Genomic DNA, 14,901 nt, shown 5'->3' on the forward strand with positions numbered 1-14,901 from the left:
TGACGCGGGCGGCGCGGCGGCCTAGGCGCTTGCCAACAGTTTCAGGAGAGACGCCATGCCCACATTCACCGCCCTCACCACGCTCACCGGAAAAGCCCAGGCCGAAGCGCTGGGCGAGGCTATGGAGCGTCTGACCCCGGAACCCAGCGGCGTGGGCGTGTTCGAAATGGAGGACGGCTCCGGCCTGTGGGAAGTCGGCGGCTATTTCACGGACGCACCGGATGCAGCCGGTCTTGCCCTGCTGGCCGCGCTGCACGAAGCCAAGCCCTTTGTGGTTTCGGAACTGCCGGAAACCGACTGGGTCGCCCATGTGCGCCGCGAACTGGCGCCGGTCGAAGCGGGCCGTTTCTTTGTCTATGGCTCGCATGACGCGGACAAGCTGCCCGCGGACCGGATCCCGCTGCTGATCGAGGCGGCGATGGCCTTCGGCACCGGCCATCACGGCACCACTCTGGGCTGCCTCAAGGCCCTGGATCATCTGGTGGATCAGGGCTTTCGCGGCGCAAAAGTGGCCGACATCGGCTGCGGCACCGCGGTGCTGGCGATGGCCGCAGCCCGGGTCTGGGACGGCACCATTCTGGCCAGCGACATCGACCAGGTTGCCGTTGAAGTCGCCGAAGCAAATCTTAAGGCCAATGGCATGGAAGGACAGGTTGCCTGTGTGGAAGCCGCTGGTTTTGATCACCCGGATCTGCAGGCGCAGGCGCCGTTCGACCTCATCTTCGCGAACATTCTGAAAGGGCCTCTGGTGGCCTTGGCCCCGGATGTCGCTGCGAATCTGCGCCCCGGCGGCTATGCGATTCTCTCCGGAATCCTGAACGAGCAGGCCGAGGACGTGGTTAATGTTTATGCGCAGAATGGCATCAATCCCGAGCGCCGGGATGAAATTGGTGAATGGACAACGCTGCTTTTGCGTAAGGCGGGCTGATTGACTTAACTTTGCGGTGAATTTTAGGGATTTGCCGCATTTCCGCCGCATTTCAAGCCAAAGATGGGCCATCCGCTGGTGGGGGCCAGTTCGGAGGCTCGTAATGGGCGAACATCGTGATCAGTTCCAGGCGCGTTTGAAGCAGATCAACCGCAAACATGAAGCCCTGTCCGCGGGTTATTCCGCAAAACTGCGGCCGGACGGGCTGCTGGTGGTGAGACCGCACAGGCTGCGGACCCGGGGTTCGGGGCGTTCCATCCTTCTCTTTGTCGCGGCAGTCCTGCTGTTCAAAAGCTTCCTGATGGCCGCGCTTGGCTTTGGCAGCTATGACGCGCGGGTGCAGACCCTGGCCGCCGGCAGCGGCGTGGAGCGCGCGGGCGCCTTTCTGATGCAGGCCGATCCGGTGTCGGTCTTCGTGGCCCGCAAAATCGGACCGGTTCTGCGCTGACAGGAATGGAAGCGGGGGCAAATAGGCCGCGCGGCAGGGGGAGCCGGCGGCCTTTTTTGCTGCGGTGTCGCATGCCGGTCCAGCAACGAAAAACGCCGCGGCCCTGTGCAGGTCCGCGGCGTTTCCCTAGTCGCCCCGAGGGAGGAGGCAGGGCGTTAAGAGGGGTCTCAGAAAGCAGTTTCGCCGGTCGCAACGGACTCGATGTCGCAGCGCGACAGGCCGATGTCGGCCAGCTCGCGGTCGGACAGGCCCGACAGGGCGTTGCGGGTCGCGCGGGCATCGTTCCAGGCTGCAAACATGCCGGTTGCGGAGGCAACCAGTGCGCCGAAGCGGCCAAACAGGCCGGTGGAACCATACGTGGTGCGGGTGGTGTCAAATGCGGCCATATCCGTGTCCTCTGATCTGGTGTTGGCTTTCGTCGCGGTGTTGCGATGGCCGGCATTTAGTGACGAAAATTCAGCCCGGCAAGATCTGAAATTGCATGCGTCATATGCACCGGACGCATAGCTTTGCGCCTTTATTATAAGGGCCGATGAGCTGCGCGCTGCTTTTGCCGGAAAATGTCGCTCCGCCTAGTGCAGAGGGTCGGTTTCAGGACAGGATTTGCTGCCTTGGCGGTGCGCTGGCGCTGGGAAAGCAATTGGACATGTTCGCGGTTTGTGCTAACCGTTGAAAAAATATTTGCAATAAGCAGGCGGGGACCGGGCACATCATGCGGATTCTGGGAATTGATCCGGGGCTGCGCACCCTAGGATGGGGGGTCATCGAATCAAATGGCCCGCGCCTGAGCCATGTGGCCAACGGGCATTGCTGTTCGGATGGCGATGATCTGGGGGAGCGGCTGCTGTCGCTGCACAATCAGGTCACCGAGATCATTGAGTCCTATGCCCCGGATCAGGCCGCGATCGAACAGACCTTTGTGAACAAGGACGGTGCCGGCACCCTGAAACTGGGACAGGCGCGCGGGGTGGCGCTGCTGACCCTCGCCAAGGCGGGATTGCCGGTGGGCGAATATGCCCCCAACCGGGTCAAAAAGACCGTGGTCGGCGTGGGGCACGCTGAAAAGGAACAGGTCATGCATATGGTCAAGCTGCAGCTGCCCGGCTGTGCGCCCAAGGGCGCCGATGCGGCGGATGCGCTGGCGATTGCCATCTGCCATGCATACTATGGGGCCGCCTCGCAGCGGCAGCTGAAGGAGAAACGCGCATGACCGGCAAACTGGCATGATTGGCAAATTGACGGGCCGTCTGGATTACCGGGCGCAGGATCATGTGCTGATCGACGTGCGCGGCGTCGGCTATATCGTCTATTGCTCCGACCGCACCATGGCGGCACTGCCGGGCACGGGCGAAGCGGTCGCGCTGTATACCGAATTGGTGGTGCGCGAAGACCTGATGCAGCTGTATGGCTTCACTTCGCTGGCGGAAAAGGAATGGCACCGGCTGCTGACCTCGGTGCAGGGGGTCGGGGCCAAGGTCTCGCTGGCCATCCTCGGCGCCCTCGGGCCGGACGGGGTCAGCCGGGCGATCGCGCTTGGCGACTGGGCGTCGGTCAAGGCGGCCAAGGGCGTCGGCCCCAAGACCGCGCAGCGCATCGTGCTGGACCTCAAGGACAAGGCGCCGGGTGTGATGGCGATGGGCGGCACCGTAGCGGATGCGATGGACGGCCCGGGGCTGGAGGTGGTTGAGGATGCCGGGCCTGCACCGGCTGCCAAACCGGCCCGCAGGGCGCCGCCCAGGAAACCTTCCGGCGCTGCTGCTGCCTCTGCCGGGGCGCTGTCGGCCCTGGGCAATCTGGGCTATGGTCCGTCGGATGCCGCAGCGGCAGTGGCCGAGGCCGCCGCCACCTGGCCGGACGCGGATGAGCCGGAGCTGATCCGCGCAGCGCTGCGCCTGCTGGCACCGAAGGGGTGATCGGAAAATGGTATTGAAACACAAAGGGCAGTGCCCGGCCGCGGGTGGAAAGCGAAGCGCCCGTCCAGGGGGGCGGACGGGCGCTGCCCGGCCTGGCGGCCAGGCGGTACAGCTGAAAACTGACAGGCGCAGGCCAAATGATTGATGCCGACCCCGCCCTGCGCCCCGAACCGCTGCCCGAAGATACAGCTCCTGACGGCGACCGCGCCCTGCGCCCGCAGGGCCTTGGTGAATTCATCGGCCAGGCCGAAGCCCGCGCCAATCTGAAGGTCTTCATTGAATCCGCCCGCCGCCGCGGCGAGGCGATGGACCACACGCTGTTTCACGGCCCTCCCGGCCTTGGCAAGACCACACTGGCGCAGATCATCGCCCGCGAACTGGGGGTGAATTTCCGCATGACCTCCGGTCCGGTGCTGGCCAAAGCCGGCGATCTGGCCGCAATCCTCACCAACCTCGAGGCCAGCGACGTGCTGTTCATCGACGAGATCCACCGGCTGAACCCGGCGGTGGAGGAAGTGCTTTATCCGGCGATGGAGGATTTCGAGCTGGATCTGGTGATTGGCGAAGGCCCTGCAGCGCGCACCGTGCGGATCGAATTGCAGCCCTTCACCCTGGTCGGGGCCACCACCCGCATGGGGCTGCTGACCACACCGCTGCGCGACCGCTTCGGTATTCCGACCCGGCTGCAGTTCTATACCATTGACGAGCTGTTCGAGATTGTCCGCCGCAATGCCCGCAAACTGGGGGCGCCTGCCGATGATGCAGGCGCCCGCGAGATCGCGCGGCGCGCCCGCGGCACCCCCAGGATCGCCGGGCGGCTCTTGCGCCGCGTTGTGGACTTTGCGGTTGTGGAAGGCGATGGCACGATCACCCGCGAACTGGCCGATGGCGCGCTGACCCGGCTGGGGGTGGATCAGCTGGGGCTGGACGGCGCCGACCGGCGGTATCTGACCTTGCTGGCCGAGAATTACGGCGGCGGACCGGTGGGGATCGAGACGATCTCAGCCGCCTTGTCCGAGAGCCGCGACGCGCTGGAAGAGGTGATTGAGCCTTACCTGTTGCAGCAGGGGCTGATACAGCGCACCCCGCGCGGGCGGATGCTGGCGCAAAAGGCCTGGACCCACCTGGGAATGGCGCCGCCGCGCTCCCGGAACGATCTGTTCGGGTAGGCCACGGATAAACCACTATAAATTGTGTCAGCCTTGCTGTCCAAATGTTTCGCGCGCGAAACATTGTGTCAGGAATTATGACCTATTCTGCTGCTGCCGGACGGGCCGGAAAGATGCGCCGCGTCAGCGGCGCCCGGCCCAAGGCTGCTGCCGGAGGTCTGGCGCAGCCAGGACACCGGACAGGCACGGGAGCCCCCTTGCCGGCGGGTCAGGCAAACGGCATAGACGGGGCAGGATCAAGGAGACTCATATGACCGCCCAGCTGCCAGGCCTGACGCCGGAACAGATCGAAACCCTGTTCACCCGCCAAGACGGCTCATACGCCTGCGCCCGCTGGGGCCGTCCGGTGGCGCCGATCGTCTTCGGCGTGGAGGATGGGACGCTGAAAACCGTCAAGGGCGCGCTGGAGGCGGTGATGACGCTGGCGGGCCACCAGATGGCCGAGACCGACCCTGAGCTGGGCTCGAATCTGATGTTCTTTTTCTTCCTGGACTGGGATGAACTGCTGGAGGTGCCGGATCTTGACCGGCTGATCCCCGGGCTTGCGCCGCTGGTAACCCGGTTGAAGGCCGCAGGCGCGAGCCAGTACCGGGCGTTCCGTTTTGACGATCAGGGCGGCATCAAGGCGGCGTTTGTGTTCCTTCGGATGCAAGGCGCCATGGCAGAGATGCCGGCCGAGACGCTGGCGCTGACCCAGGCAGTGCAGGTGGCGCTGATGTGGGGCGATAGGGCTTTTGCAGAAACCTCGCCGCTGGCGGTGCTGCCGGAGACGGGCGCCACCATCCTGCGCCCGGAAATTGCCGGGATCATTGCGGCCGCCTATGACCGGATGATGCCCGTGGCCGCAGACGACAAGTCCCACGCCCTGCGCTTGTTTGCGCGGCTGCAAGCGCCGGCCGCGGAGCAGACGCAGTCCTGATGCGCGCGTTTGCGGGCTTGCCGCTGCCTGATGCAGCCTTGATGGCGCTGGAAGATGTGCAGGGAGAACTGACCGCAGGGCGGCCGGTGCCGCCAGAGAACATGCATCTGACGCTGGCATTTCTGGATGACCAGCCGGAACAGATGCTGCAAGCCCTGCATCAGGAACTTGCCGGGATCCGCGCGCCGGTTCTGACCCTCCGCTTTCACGGGCTGGAGGTGTTCGGCGGCAGACAGCCGCGGGTGCTGGCCGCGGCGGTGCAAAAGACACCGGAGCTGAGCCGTCTGCGGGACCGTGTGCGCAGTGCCTGCCAGGCCGCCGGGATCGGTCTTGCGCGGGAGCGGTTCCGCCCGCATGTGACCTTGGCCCGGTTCCCGCGGCATCTGCAGCCGGGGCAGCTGGAGAAGATCGCAAGTTTCCTGCAAGCGGCGGCGGGGTTCCGGCTGCAGGCCGAGGCAGGCTGCTTGGCGCTGTACCAGTCGACGCTGGCCCCCGAAGGCGCACGCTATGATGTCCTGGCAGAATACCCGCTGGAGGGCTGAGGCGCTTGCGGCGGCCCGGCCCCGGCCATAGGGTGCCCGCCAAGCCAAAGGAGCGCAGAGCATGATCCACGAATTCCCGCTGCGGGTCTATTACGAGGACACCGACATGGGCGGGATCGTCTATCACGCCAACTACTTGCGTTTTATCGAACGTGCGCGCAGCGATTGGGTGCGCGGCATCGGCGTTGATCAGAACGCCATGCGCGAGGCCGGGCTGATCTATGCGGTGCGCCGGATCGAGGCGGACTATCTGGCGCCCGCCAAATTCGACGAGGAACTGCTCGTCACCACGTCAATGCACACAATGACCCCGGTCCGTATGACCCTGGCTCAAGAGGTCACGCGCAGCGGCCAGCCGCTGTTCCGGGCGCAGGTCACCATTGTCTGCATCACCACCGGCGGCAAGCCTGCGCGGCTTCCGGCAGAGATTCGCGCATTGCGGTAACATTTGGCGCGCGCCCGCCTGTTTTGATGGCCTTTGCCATTGAACTGGGCTAGCCTTTTGCCAAATAAGGCCGGAGAAACGGCCGGGAAATCTTAGAGCAGGCGAATGGAAGCAGAAACTCTGGCGCTGGCACAGGAGATTGATTTCTCCATGTGGGGCCTTTTCGCGCGGGCCACCGTAACCGTGAAACTGGTGATGCTGATGCTGATCGGGGCCTCGATCTGGTCCTGGGGCATCATCATTCAGAAGATGATCAACTACCGTCTTGCCCGCAGGGAAGCCGATGCCTTTGACCGCGCCTTCTGGTCGGGCAATCCGCTGGATGCGCTGTTCGACCAGATCGGCGCTGAGCCGCCCGGGCAGGCGGCGCGGATCTTTTCCGCGGGCATGACGGAATGGCGGCGCAGCCACCGCAGCGACGGCGGGCTGATTCCCGGCGCGCAGGCGCGCATCGACCGGTCGATGGATGTCGCGATCGCCAAGGAGACCGAGGGGCTGCAAAGCGGTCTTCCGGTGCTGGCCACCGTCGGCTCCACCGCGCCCTTTGTCGGCCTGTTCGGCACCGTCTGGGGCATCATGACCGCCTTTATCGAGATTGCAGAGCAGCAGAACACCAACCTTGCCGTGGTGGCGCCCGGTATTGCCGAGGCGCTGATGGCCACGGGTCTTGGGCTGCTGGCCGCGATCCCGGCGGTGATCTTCTACAACAAGCTGAGCGCGGACAGCGACCGCATCATCGGCGGCTACGAAGCCTTTGCCGATGAGTTCGCCACCATTCTCAGCCGCCAGCTGGATTCCTGAGGGATGGGCGCCGCTGTCCAGCAGCCGCAGGGAGGCGGCGACCGCCGCCGGGGCCGCCGCCGGGGCCGCGGGCGGGTGATGTCGGAAATCAATGTCACGCCTTTTGTCGATGTGATGCTGGTGCTGCTGATCATCTTCATGGTGGCCGCACCGCTGATGACGGTGGGCGTGCCGGTGGAACTGCCCAAGACCGCGGCAGGTGCGTTGCCCGGTGACGAGGAAGAGCCGCTGACCGTCACCATGACCGCGGCAGGCGGGGTGGAAATCCAGACCACGCCGGTGGCGCGTGACGAACTGGTGCCCAAGCTGCGGGCGATTGCGGCCGAGCGCAGCTCGGACCGGGTGTTTCTGCGTGCGGACGGGCGGATTGCCTATGCGGATGTGATGCAGGTGATGGGCGCGCTGAACGCAGGCGGGTTTTCCAATGTCGGGCTGGTGACGGACACCGGCGGCCCGGCCCTGGACGGGCAGCCGTCTGAGGGCGCAGGGCAATAAGCGGGGACGCGGACGGTGCAGACCGGAACCAGGATCTCTCTTGCCGGACACGGGCTTTTGATGGGATGGGTTGTCTTTGGCGCCTGGTTCCCGTCCGAACCTTTGCCGTCCCGGGTGCAGCAGGTGGCGCTGATTTCGGCGGAGCAGTTTGAAAAGCTCAGCCAGCAGCGGCAGGCGCCGCACATCGCCCCCGAACCGGCACCGTTGAATGAGCCGGCCGACGTGCAGCCGGCACCGGAGCCCGCTCCGCAGCCGGATCCGGAGCCGGAAACCGTCCAGCCCGAACCGGTCGCGCCGGCGGCGCCGGATCCGCAGGTGACCGGGATCCCCGAGCCGCAGACCGAACCGGATGTGCCGGACAGCCCGCCGGCCGCGGCTGAAGAGCCCGAGATTGCTGCGCTGGTGCCGCAGGTGCGGCCTGAAACCGCGCCGCGCCCGGTGGACCGGGTGGCACCGGAGCCTGTTGCGCCGCCGGAGCCCGACACCAGGGTGGACGATATCGTCCAGCCGGAAGTGGCACCGGAGGAGGGCGCCGAGACAGAGCAGGACGTGCAGGAGGCCACCGCGCCCGAGGCCGCCAGCGACCGGATCGTGACCGAAGAGAACGAAGGCGAGGACATTGCAGCCTCTGCCGCGCCGGACGTGTCTGTGCGTCCCAGGACACGGCCAGCCCGGCCGCAGCCGCAGCCGGCGGAGGCGGTGGAAGCGGCCCAGCCGGCCGAACAGGTGCAGCGGAGCGAACAGGAGCAGCCGGCGGCGGCGGATACGCCCTCTGCGGTGGAGGATGCCCTGGCGGAAGCGCTGGCAGGCGGTGCCGATGCCGAGGCGCCGGAACCCTCGGGGCCGCCGCTGACGCTGGGTGAGAAGGATGCCTTGCGCGTTGCGGTTTCGCAGTGCTGGAATGTGGGGTCGCTGTCGACGGATGCGTTGAACACCACGGTGGTGGTGTCGGTGTCGCTGGCGCAGGACGGCAAGCCGGACAGCGGCAGCATCCGGATGCTGTCGAGCACCGGCGGCTCGGCCTCGGCGGCGCAGCAGGCCTTCGGGGCTGCCCGGCGGGCAATAATCCGCTGCGGGGCCAAAGGGTTTAATCTTCCCCCTGAGAAATATTCGCAATGGCGTGATATTGAGATGACATTCAATCCTGAAAGGATGCGGATCAAATGAGGAAAATTCTGGCAGCTCTGCTGATCGGGGCTTCGGCATTGGCCGGGGCAGGCACCGCTGCGGCGCAGACCGGCCCGCTCCGCATCGAGATCGATCAGGGTGTGATTGAGCCCTTGCCCTTTGCGGTGCCGGATTTCGTGCCCGAGACCCCTGCAGCTGCGGAACATGCGGCGCAGATCGCGCGGGTGGTGGCGGCGGATCTCAGCGGCACCGGACTGTTCCGGGAAGTCCCCGCCAGCGCCCATATCTCCAAGGTGACCGGCTTTGACAATGCGGTGAAATACGCGGACTGGAAAGCGGTGAACGCCCAGGCGCTGATCACTGGTGCTGTCAGCGTCACCGGCAACCGGCTGACGGTGCGGTTCCGCGGCTATGACGTGTTTGCCGAAAAGGAGTTGGAAAGCGCGCTGCAGTTCACCGGCACTGCCGGCGGCTGGCGGCGGATGGCACATAAGGTGGCCGATGCCATCTACAGCGAAATCACCGGCGAGAGCGGCTATTTCGACAGCCGGGTGGTCTATGTCTCTGAAAGCGGCCCCAAGAACGAGCGCCGCAAGCGGCTGGCGATCATGGATTACGACGGCGCCAATGTGCAGTATCTGACCAACAGCGCTGCTCTGGTGCTGGCGCCGCGGTTTTCGCCGACCGGCGACCGGGTGCTTTATACCAGCTATGAAAGCGGTTTCCCGCAGATCCATGTGCTGGATGTCGGCCAGGTGCAGCGCAAGATCCTGTCCAGCGGCGACGGCACTATGAGCTTTGCGCCGCGGTTTGCCCCGGACGGGCGCACGGTTGTCTATTCGCAGACCCAGGGCGGCAATACCGACCTTTATGCGATGGATATTGGGAGCGGGCAGCGCAACCGGCTGACCTCGGCGCCGTCGATCGAGACCGCGCCGTCGTTTTCCCCGGACGGCAGCCAGATCGTGTTCGAGAGCGACCGCTCCGGCAGCCAGCAGCTCTATGTGATGCCGGCAGGCGGCGGCGAGGCGCGGCGGATCAGTTTCGGCAAGGGGCGCTATGGCACCCCGGTTTGGTCGCCGCGCGGTGACATGATTGCCTTTACCAAGCAGAACAAGGGCCGGTTCCATATCGGCGTGATGCGCACCGACGGCAGCGAGGAACGCTTGCTGACCGCCTCTTTCCTGGACGAGGGGCCGACCTGGGCCCCCAATGGCCGGGTGATCATGTTCACCCGCGAAAGCCAGGGCAGCACCGGCCGCGCAATGCTGTATTCAGTCGATATCACCGGCCGCAATCTGAAGCCGGTGAGGACGCCGGACGGGGCTTCGGACCCGGCCTGGTCGCCGTTGCAGCGGTAAAAGCAGCGTCAGGGCGGGGATACCCGCATAGAACCACCCCCGGGCTTATGCTAGTTTCGGGTCAAGAAACGCAAAGGGATAGGCAGACGATATGAGCGGTTTGAAATTGGCAATGGCGGCAGTGGCCGTGCTGGGGCTGACAGCCTGCAGCAGCAACCCCTGGAACGATGATTTGAACGGCAGCGCCGGGGCAGGCGGTGCGGGCGCAGCCGCAGGCGCGCTGGATCCGGCCAGCCCGGCCTACTTCCGGCAGACTGTCGGCGACCGGGTGCTGTTCGGGAATGACCAGTCCAGCCTGTCACCGCAGGCGCAGACGACGCTGCAGGGCCAGGCGCGCTGGCTGGCCCGGAACGCCGATTACGTGGTCACCATCGAAGGCCATGCGGACGAGAAGGGCACCCGCGAATACAACCTTGGCCTGGGGGCGAAACGCGCCAATTCGGCCCGCGAATACCTGATGTCCCAAGGTGTCGCCGGCAGCCGCATCAAGGTGGTCAGCTTCGGCAAGGAGCGCCCGCTGGAAATCTGCTCGGACGAGGTCTGTTATTCCAAGAACCGCCGTGCGGTGACGGTGCTGGCCGGCGGGTTGACGGGGTAATGCCATGAAAGCTTTGCGCACCGCGCTTTTGGCCTCTGTGCTGCTGCTGCCGCTGCCGCTGGCGGCCCAGAATCAGCAGACCCTTGCCGATATCCGCCAGGAACTGACCGTGCTGCATGTCGAGATCCAGCGGCTGAAGCGGGAGCTGTCGACCACTGGCGCGCCGTCGGCGGATCTGTCCGGCAACACCGTTCTGGACCGGGTCGGTGCGATTGAAAGCGAGCTGCAGCGGCTGACCCTGCAGACCGAAGAGCTGGGCCACCGGATCGACCGGATTGTCGCCGATGGCACCAACCGGATCGGCGACCTGGAATTCCGGCTGGTCGAGCTGGAAGGCGGCGATGTCGGCGCCTTGGGCGAAACAACGACGCTGGGCGGCGGTGAACCGTCGGCCGCAGGTGCCGGGGCGGCGCCGGCGGATGAGGAGGCGGCCGCGGGCGGCGAGCTGGCAATCGGCGAACAGGCGGATTTCGATGCCGCCGGAAAGCTGCTGTCCGAGGGGCTTTTCCAGGATGCGGCGGAGAAGTTCGCGGCATTCAATCAGGCCTATCCGGGCAGCCCGCTGGCGCCGGCCGCCGAATTCAGCCGCGGCAAGGCTCTGGATGGCCTTGGCGACACCCGCGAGGCTGCGCGGGCCTATCTGGCGGCCTTTACCGGCAACTCGGCCGGACCGGTGGCGCCAAAAGCGCTGTTTGAACTGGGCGCGGCGCTGGGGCGGCTGGGACAGTCTGACCAGGCCTGCGTGACGCTCTCCGAGGTCGGCGTGCGCTTTCCGGGCGCGGCAGAAGAGGGAGAGGCCGCGGCGGAAATGGCCAAGCTGGGCTGTTCTTGACCGGCGTGCGGCGCGATATTCAGTCCCTGGTGCGGAGCCAGTTCCGCTCCGCGCTTCCTGACCGGCTGGGGATCGCTGTCTCGGGCGGCGGCGATTCGATGGCGCTTTTGCATCTGCTGCACGATTGTTTCGCCAGCGGCGGGGTGGGGCTGTATGCCGCCACTGTGGATCACGGGCTGCGCCCGGAAGCGGCGGCCGAGGCAGCCGCCGCGGGGGCGGCAGCGGCCCGGCTTGGCATCAGCCATGAGGTGCTGCACTGGGAAGACGGGCCGCAGAAGGGCAACCTGCAGAATCAGGCCCGCCAGGCGCGGTATGACCTGCTGACCGGCTGGGCGCGGCGCAATGTCATCCCGGTGCTGGCCCTGGGCCACACCGCCGATGATCAGGCTGAAACGGTGCTGATGCGGATGGCGCGCGCCTCTGGTGTGACCGGGCTGTCGGGCATGGCAGAGCGCCGCATGCATAACGGGGTGACGCTGTTGCGGCCGCTGCTGGATGTAACCCGCGGCGAATTGCGCGAATATCTGGAAAGCCGAGGTATCGCATGGTCCGAAGACCCGAGCAACGAGGATACCAGATTCGAACGTGTCCGGGTGCGCCGGGCGCTGGAGCAACTGGCACCGCTGGGGTTGACCCCTGCGGTCTTTGCCAAGATTGCCCGCAACATGGCCAAAGCCCGCGAAGCGCTGGACTGGTACGTGTTCCTTGCCGCCCGCGACCTGGCGCATGTGCAGGCGGGGGCGGTTGTCCTGTGCCAGCGCAAGTTCCGAACCTTGCCCAGTGAAATCAGCCACCGGCTGCTGGTGCGCGCCTTTCAGTGGATTTCCGGAGCCGCCTACCCGCCGCGGCAGGTTCCGATGGAAAAAGCCGTGCTGGCGGCCCGCAATGGCGGATCGGCCACCCTGGCGGGCTGCCGCCTGGTCACCACCAGCAAACAGATCTGGATCTGCCGCGAGTTTAATTCGGTGCGCGGCGAGGTGTCCCTGCCGGGGCAGGCCTGGGACGGCAAATGGAAGGTTTATGGCGGCGACGCAAAGGGTTGCGAGGTCCGCGCACTGGGTGAAAAGGGACTGCAGCTCTGCCCAGGCTGGCGTGCCGCGGGGGTGCCGGGCGCCGTGCTGCAGGCCACCCCGGCGCTTTGGCGGGGCGGGGAATTGGCGGCTGCACCGGCGGCCGGATTGGCCAATGGCTGGTCGGCGGAAACCGCCGGATCCGAAGAAGAGTTCTTTGCATCCCTTTTATCGCATTGAACCTGCCCGAATGATCCTTATTTTAAGCACAACGCAGGCGGTCCGTGTGGTACGCCTATCTGATAGGGAGAACTTTCCTTGGGCAACGCTCGCAATATCGCCTTCTGGGTTGTTCTGTTTCTGCTGATTCTGGCGCTGTTCAATTTGTTCAGCGGTTCCGGCAGCACGATGCAGAGCCGTGAACGCACTTTCTCGGACTTCGTCAGCTCGGTTGAGACCGGCAAGGTCAGCACCGTCACACTGGACGGAGAACAGGTGCGCTACACCACGACCGATGGGCAGAACTATGTCACCATCAAACCGGCCGATGCCGAAGTCACGGCGCTTCTGATCGACAAGAACATCCCGGTGCGCGCTGAAAAGCAGCAGCAGTCGGGCTTTCAGTCCTTCCTGGTCACGCTGCTGCCCTTCCTGCTGCTGATCGGTGTCTGGATCTATTTCATGAACCGGATGCAGGGCGGCGGCAAAGGCGGCGCCATGGGATTCGGCAAGTCCAAGGCCAAGATGCTGACCGAAAAGCACGGCCGGGTGACATTCGACGATGTGGCCGGCATCGACGAGGCCAAGGAAGAGCTGGAAGAGATCGTCGAATTCCTGCGCAACCCGCAGAAATTCTCGCGTCTCGGCGGAAAAATCCCCAAGGGAGCGTTGCTGGTCGGCCCTCCGGGCACCGGTAAGACGCTTCTGGCCCGCGCCATCGCCGGCGAGGCCGGTGTGCCGTTCTTCACCATTTCCGGGTCCGACTTTGTGGAAATGTTTGTCGGCGTCGGCGCCTCCCGCGTCCGCGACATGTTCGAGCAGGCCAAGAAAAACGCGCCCTGCATCGTCTTTATCGACGAGATCGACGCCGTCGGCCGCCACCGCGGCGCCGGCTATGGCGGCGGCAATGACGAACGCGAACAGACGCTGAACCAGCTGCTGGTCGAGATGGACGGGTTTGAGGCCAATGAAGGGGTAATCATTCTGGCGGCGACCAACCGCAAGGATGTTCTGGACCCGGCCCTGCTGCGTCCCGGCCGCTTTGACCGCAACGTGACCGTCGGCAATCCCGACATCAAAGGCCGGGAGAAGATTTTGGGTGTGCATGCGCGCAAAACGCCGCTGGGTCCTGACGTGGATCTGCGCATCATCGCCCGCGGCACCCCCGGTTTCTCGGGGGCGGATCTGGCCAACCTGGTCAACGAGGCGGCGCTGATGGCGGCCCGTGTCGGCCGCCGCTTTGTCACCATGGAAGATTTCGAATCGGCCAAGGACAAGGTGATGATGGGGGCCGAGCGCCGCTCGATGGTGCTGACCCAGGACCAGAAGGAAAAGACCGCCTACCACGAGGCCGGCCATGCGGTTGCCGGCCTGAAGCTGCCGGAATGCGACCCTGTCTACAAGGCCACGATCATCCCGCGCGGCGGTGCGCTGGGGATGGTGGTGTCGCTGCCGGAAATGGACCGGCTGAACTGGCACAAGAGCGAGTGCGAGCAGAAGCTGGCGATGACCATGGCGGGCAAGGCGGCCGAGATCATCAAATATGGCGATGACCATGTCTCCAACGGCCCGGCCGGGGATATCCAGCAGGCCAGCCAGCTGGCCCGCGCCATGGTGATGCGCTGGGGCATGTCCGACAAGGTCGGCAATATCGACTATGCCGAGGCGCATGAAGGCTATTCAGGCAACACCGCCGGCTTCTCGGTCTCCGCCCATACCAAGGAGATGATCGAGGAGGAGGTGAAGCGCTTCATCAAGGAAGGCTATGACCGCGCATTCCAGATCCTCAGCGACCATCAAGAGGAATGGGAACGACTGGCGCAGGGACTGTTGGAATACGAGACGCTGACCGGTGAGGAGATCAAGCGCGTCATGAACGGCGAGCCGCCGCAGGCGGGCGATGACGAGGACGGCGGAGAGGACCCGGGCAATGCCTCGGTCACCGCAATTCCCAAGGCCAAGCCGAAAAAAACGCCGCCGGAAGGCGGCATGGAGCCCGAGCCGACGGCGTAAGGATCCGAAACTGAGATTGAACCGTCCCGGAAACCAGCAGCGGTTTCCGGGACGGTTCATTTTGGCAGGGCAGCGGGGGG

Annotated in this window: 17 protein-coding genes; 16 read left to right on the forward strand and 1 reads right to left on the reverse strand. The window is 65.4% G+C overall.

All coding sequences use genetic code 11. The annotated features are described in order from the left end of the window. Window positions 1–55: 55 nt before the first annotated feature. A complete protein-coding gene (locus VOI29_RS14230) occupies window positions 56–928 on the forward strand; it encodes a 50S ribosomal protein L11 methyltransferase (protein WP_323779852.1) in 873 nt (290 codons plus the stop codon). 103 nt (window positions 929–1,031) lie between these two features. Further along, window positions 1,032–1,376, forward strand: coding sequence for a hypothetical protein (locus VOI29_RS14235; protein ID WP_323779855.1), 345 nt, complete (start codon window positions 1,032–1,034; stop codon window positions 1,374–1,376). Between the two features lie 167 nt (window positions 1,377–1,543). Here the strand turns inward: VOI29_RS14235 and VOI29_RS14240 are convergent, their stop codons facing one another. Beyond that, window positions 1,544–1,762, reverse strand: coding sequence for a DUF1127 domain-containing protein (locus tag VOI29_RS14240; RefSeq protein ID WP_323779858.1), 219 nt, complete (start codon window positions 1,760–1,762; stop codon window positions 1,544–1,546). A gap of 326 nt (window positions 1,763–2,088) precedes the next feature. Here VOI29_RS14240 and ruvC point away from each other — a divergent pair, with 326 nt between their 5' ends. The 14 genes from ruvC (at window position 2,089) to ftsH (ending at window position 14,821) form a co-directional block, all read left to right on the forward strand. Continuing rightward, a complete protein-coding gene (gene ruvC / locus VOI29_RS14245) occupies window positions 2,089–2,586 on the forward strand; it encodes a crossover junction endodeoxyribonuclease RuvC (RefSeq protein ID WP_323779861.1) in 498 nt (165 codons plus the stop codon). Between the two features lie 13 nt (window positions 2,587–2,599). After that, window positions 2,600–3,289, forward strand: coding sequence for a Holliday junction branch migration protein RuvA (gene ruvA / locus VOI29_RS14250; protein WP_323779864.1), 690 nt, complete (start codon window positions 2,600–2,602; stop codon window positions 3,287–3,289). 137 nt (window positions 3,290–3,426) lie between these two features. Continuing rightward, the gene (ruvB, locus tag VOI29_RS14255) at window positions 3,427–4,458 is read left to right on the forward strand and encodes a Holliday junction branch migration DNA helicase RuvB (protein ID WP_024091000.1); all 1,032 of its coding nucleotides are present in this window, start codon (window positions 3,427–3,429) and stop codon (window positions 4,456–4,458) included. Window positions 4,459–4,708: 250 nt separating this feature from the next. After that, window positions 4,709–5,377, forward strand: coding sequence for a hypothetical protein (locus VOI29_RS14260; protein WP_323779867.1), 669 nt, complete (start codon window positions 4,709–4,711; stop codon window positions 5,375–5,377). Next, window positions 5,377–5,919 (forward strand): RNA 2',3'-cyclic phosphodiesterase, encoded by a 543-nt coding sequence (thpR, locus tag VOI29_RS14265; RefSeq protein ID WP_323779870.1) that lies wholly within the window; start codon window positions 5,377–5,379, stop codon window positions 5,917–5,919. The genes VOI29_RS14260 and thpR overlap by 1 nt, the downstream gene beginning before the upstream one ends. A gap of 61 nt (window positions 5,920–5,980) precedes the next feature. Further along, the gene (gene ybgC, locus VOI29_RS14270) at window positions 5,981–6,364 is read left to right on the forward strand and encodes a tol-pal system-associated acyl-CoA thioesterase (RefSeq protein ID WP_323779873.1); all 384 of its coding nucleotides are present in this window, start codon (window positions 5,981–5,983) and stop codon (window positions 6,362–6,364) included. A 105-nt stretch (window positions 6,365–6,469) separates the two neighbouring features. Then, window positions 6,470–7,165, forward strand: a complete 696-nt coding sequence (tolQ, locus tag VOI29_RS14275; RefSeq protein ID WP_323779877.1) for a protein TolQ — start codon at window positions 6,470–6,472, stop codon at window positions 7,163–7,165. 3 nt (window positions 7,166–7,168) lie between these two features. Next, window positions 7,169–7,660, forward strand: coding sequence for a protein TolR (gene tolR, locus VOI29_RS14280; RefSeq protein ID WP_323779880.1), 492 nt, complete (start codon window positions 7,169–7,171; stop codon window positions 7,658–7,660). A 15-nt stretch (window positions 7,661–7,675) separates the two neighbouring features. Then, window positions 7,676–8,827 (forward strand): energy transducer TonB, encoded by a 1,152-nt coding sequence (locus VOI29_RS14285; protein ID WP_323779883.1) that lies wholly within the window; start codon window positions 7,676–7,678, stop codon window positions 8,825–8,827. After that, a complete protein-coding gene (gene tolB / locus VOI29_RS14290) occupies window positions 8,824–10,149 on the forward strand; it encodes a Tol-Pal system beta propeller repeat protein TolB (RefSeq protein ID WP_323779885.1) in 1,326 nt (441 codons plus the stop codon). Before VOI29_RS14285 ends, tolB begins: the two co-directional genes overlap by 4 nt. A 91-nt stretch (window positions 10,150–10,240) precedes the next feature. Beyond that, window positions 10,241–10,747: a peptidoglycan-associated lipoprotein Pal gene (gene pal / locus VOI29_RS14295; RefSeq protein ID WP_323779888.1), complete on the forward strand. Its 507-nt coding sequence runs from the start codon at window positions 10,241–10,243 to the stop codon at window positions 10,745–10,747. Window positions 10,748–10,751: 4 nt separating this feature from the next. Then, on the forward strand, window positions 10,752–11,579 hold the full coding sequence (ybgF, locus tag VOI29_RS14300; RefSeq protein WP_323779891.1) for a tol-pal system protein YbgF: 828 nt from the start codon (window positions 10,752–10,754) through the stop codon (window positions 11,577–11,579). Beyond that, window positions 11,576–12,829, forward strand: coding sequence for a tRNA lysidine(34) synthetase TilS (gene tilS / locus VOI29_RS14305; RefSeq protein WP_323779893.1), 1,254 nt, complete (start codon window positions 11,576–11,578; stop codon window positions 12,827–12,829). The genes ybgF and tilS overlap by 4 nt, the downstream gene beginning before the upstream one ends. 78 nt (window positions 12,830–12,907) lie before the next feature. After that, window positions 12,908–14,821 (forward strand): ATP-dependent zinc metalloprotease FtsH, encoded by a 1,914-nt coding sequence (gene ftsH, locus VOI29_RS14310; RefSeq protein ID WP_323779896.1) that lies wholly within the window; start codon window positions 12,908–12,910, stop codon window positions 14,819–14,821. Window positions 14,822–14,901 lie beyond the last annotated feature (80 nt).

The sequence above is a fragment of the Leisingera sp. genome (genome assembly GCF_034669605.1).
GTDB lineage: Bacteria > Pseudomonadota > Alphaproteobacteria > Rhodobacterales > Rhodobacteraceae > Leisingera.

Excerpts from the sequence above, each read along its gene's own strand:
- pal (WP_323779888.1), top strand. The coding sequence starts at position 10,241 with ATGAGCGGTTTGAAATTGGCAATGGCGGCAGTGGCCGTGCTGGGGCTG.
- ruvB (WP_024091000.1), top strand. The coding sequence starts at position 3,427 with ATGATTGATGCCGACCCCGCCCTGCGCCCCGAACCGCTGCCCGAAGAT.
- tolQ (WP_323779877.1), top strand. The coding sequence starts at position 6,470 with ATGGAAGCAGAAACTCTGGCGCTGGCACAGGAGATTGATTTCTCCATG.
- thpR (WP_323779870.1), top strand. The coding sequence starts at position 5,377 with ATGCGCGCGTTTGCGGGCTTGCCGCTGCCTGATGCAGCCTTGATGGCG.
- tolR (WP_323779880.1), top strand. The coding sequence starts at position 7,169 with ATGGGCGCCGCTGTCCAGCAGCCGCAGGGAGGCGGCGACCGCCGCCGG.
- ybgF (WP_323779891.1), top strand. The coding sequence starts at position 10,752 with ATGAAAGCTTTGCGCACCGCGCTTTTGGCCTCTGTGCTGCTGCTGCCG.
- VOI29_RS14235 (WP_323779855.1), top strand. The coding sequence starts at position 1,032 with ATGGGCGAACATCGTGATCAGTTCCAGGCGCGTTTGAAGCAGATCAAC.
- tolB (WP_323779885.1), top strand. The coding sequence starts at position 8,824 with ATGAGGAAAATTCTGGCAGCTCTGCTGATCGGGGCTTCGGCATTGGCC.
- VOI29_RS14240 (WP_323779858.1), bottom strand. The coding sequence starts at position 1,762 with ATGGCCGCATTTGACACCACCCGCACCACGTATGGTTCCACCGGCCTG.
- ruvC (WP_323779861.1), top strand. The coding sequence starts at position 2,089 with ATGCGGATTCTGGGAATTGATCCGGGGCTGCGCACCCTAGGATGGGGG.
- ruvA (WP_323779864.1), top strand. The coding sequence starts at position 2,600 with ATGATTGGCAAATTGACGGGCCGTCTGGATTACCGGGCGCAGGATCAT.
- VOI29_RS14260 (WP_323779867.1), top strand. The coding sequence starts at position 4,709 with ATGACCGCCCAGCTGCCAGGCCTGACGCCGGAACAGATCGAAACCCTG.
- ybgC (WP_323779873.1), top strand. The coding sequence starts at position 5,981 with ATGATCCACGAATTCCCGCTGCGGGTCTATTACGAGGACACCGACATG.
- VOI29_RS14230 (WP_323779852.1), top strand. The coding sequence starts at position 56 with ATGCCCACATTCACCGCCCTCACCACGCTCACCGGAAAAGCCCAGGCC.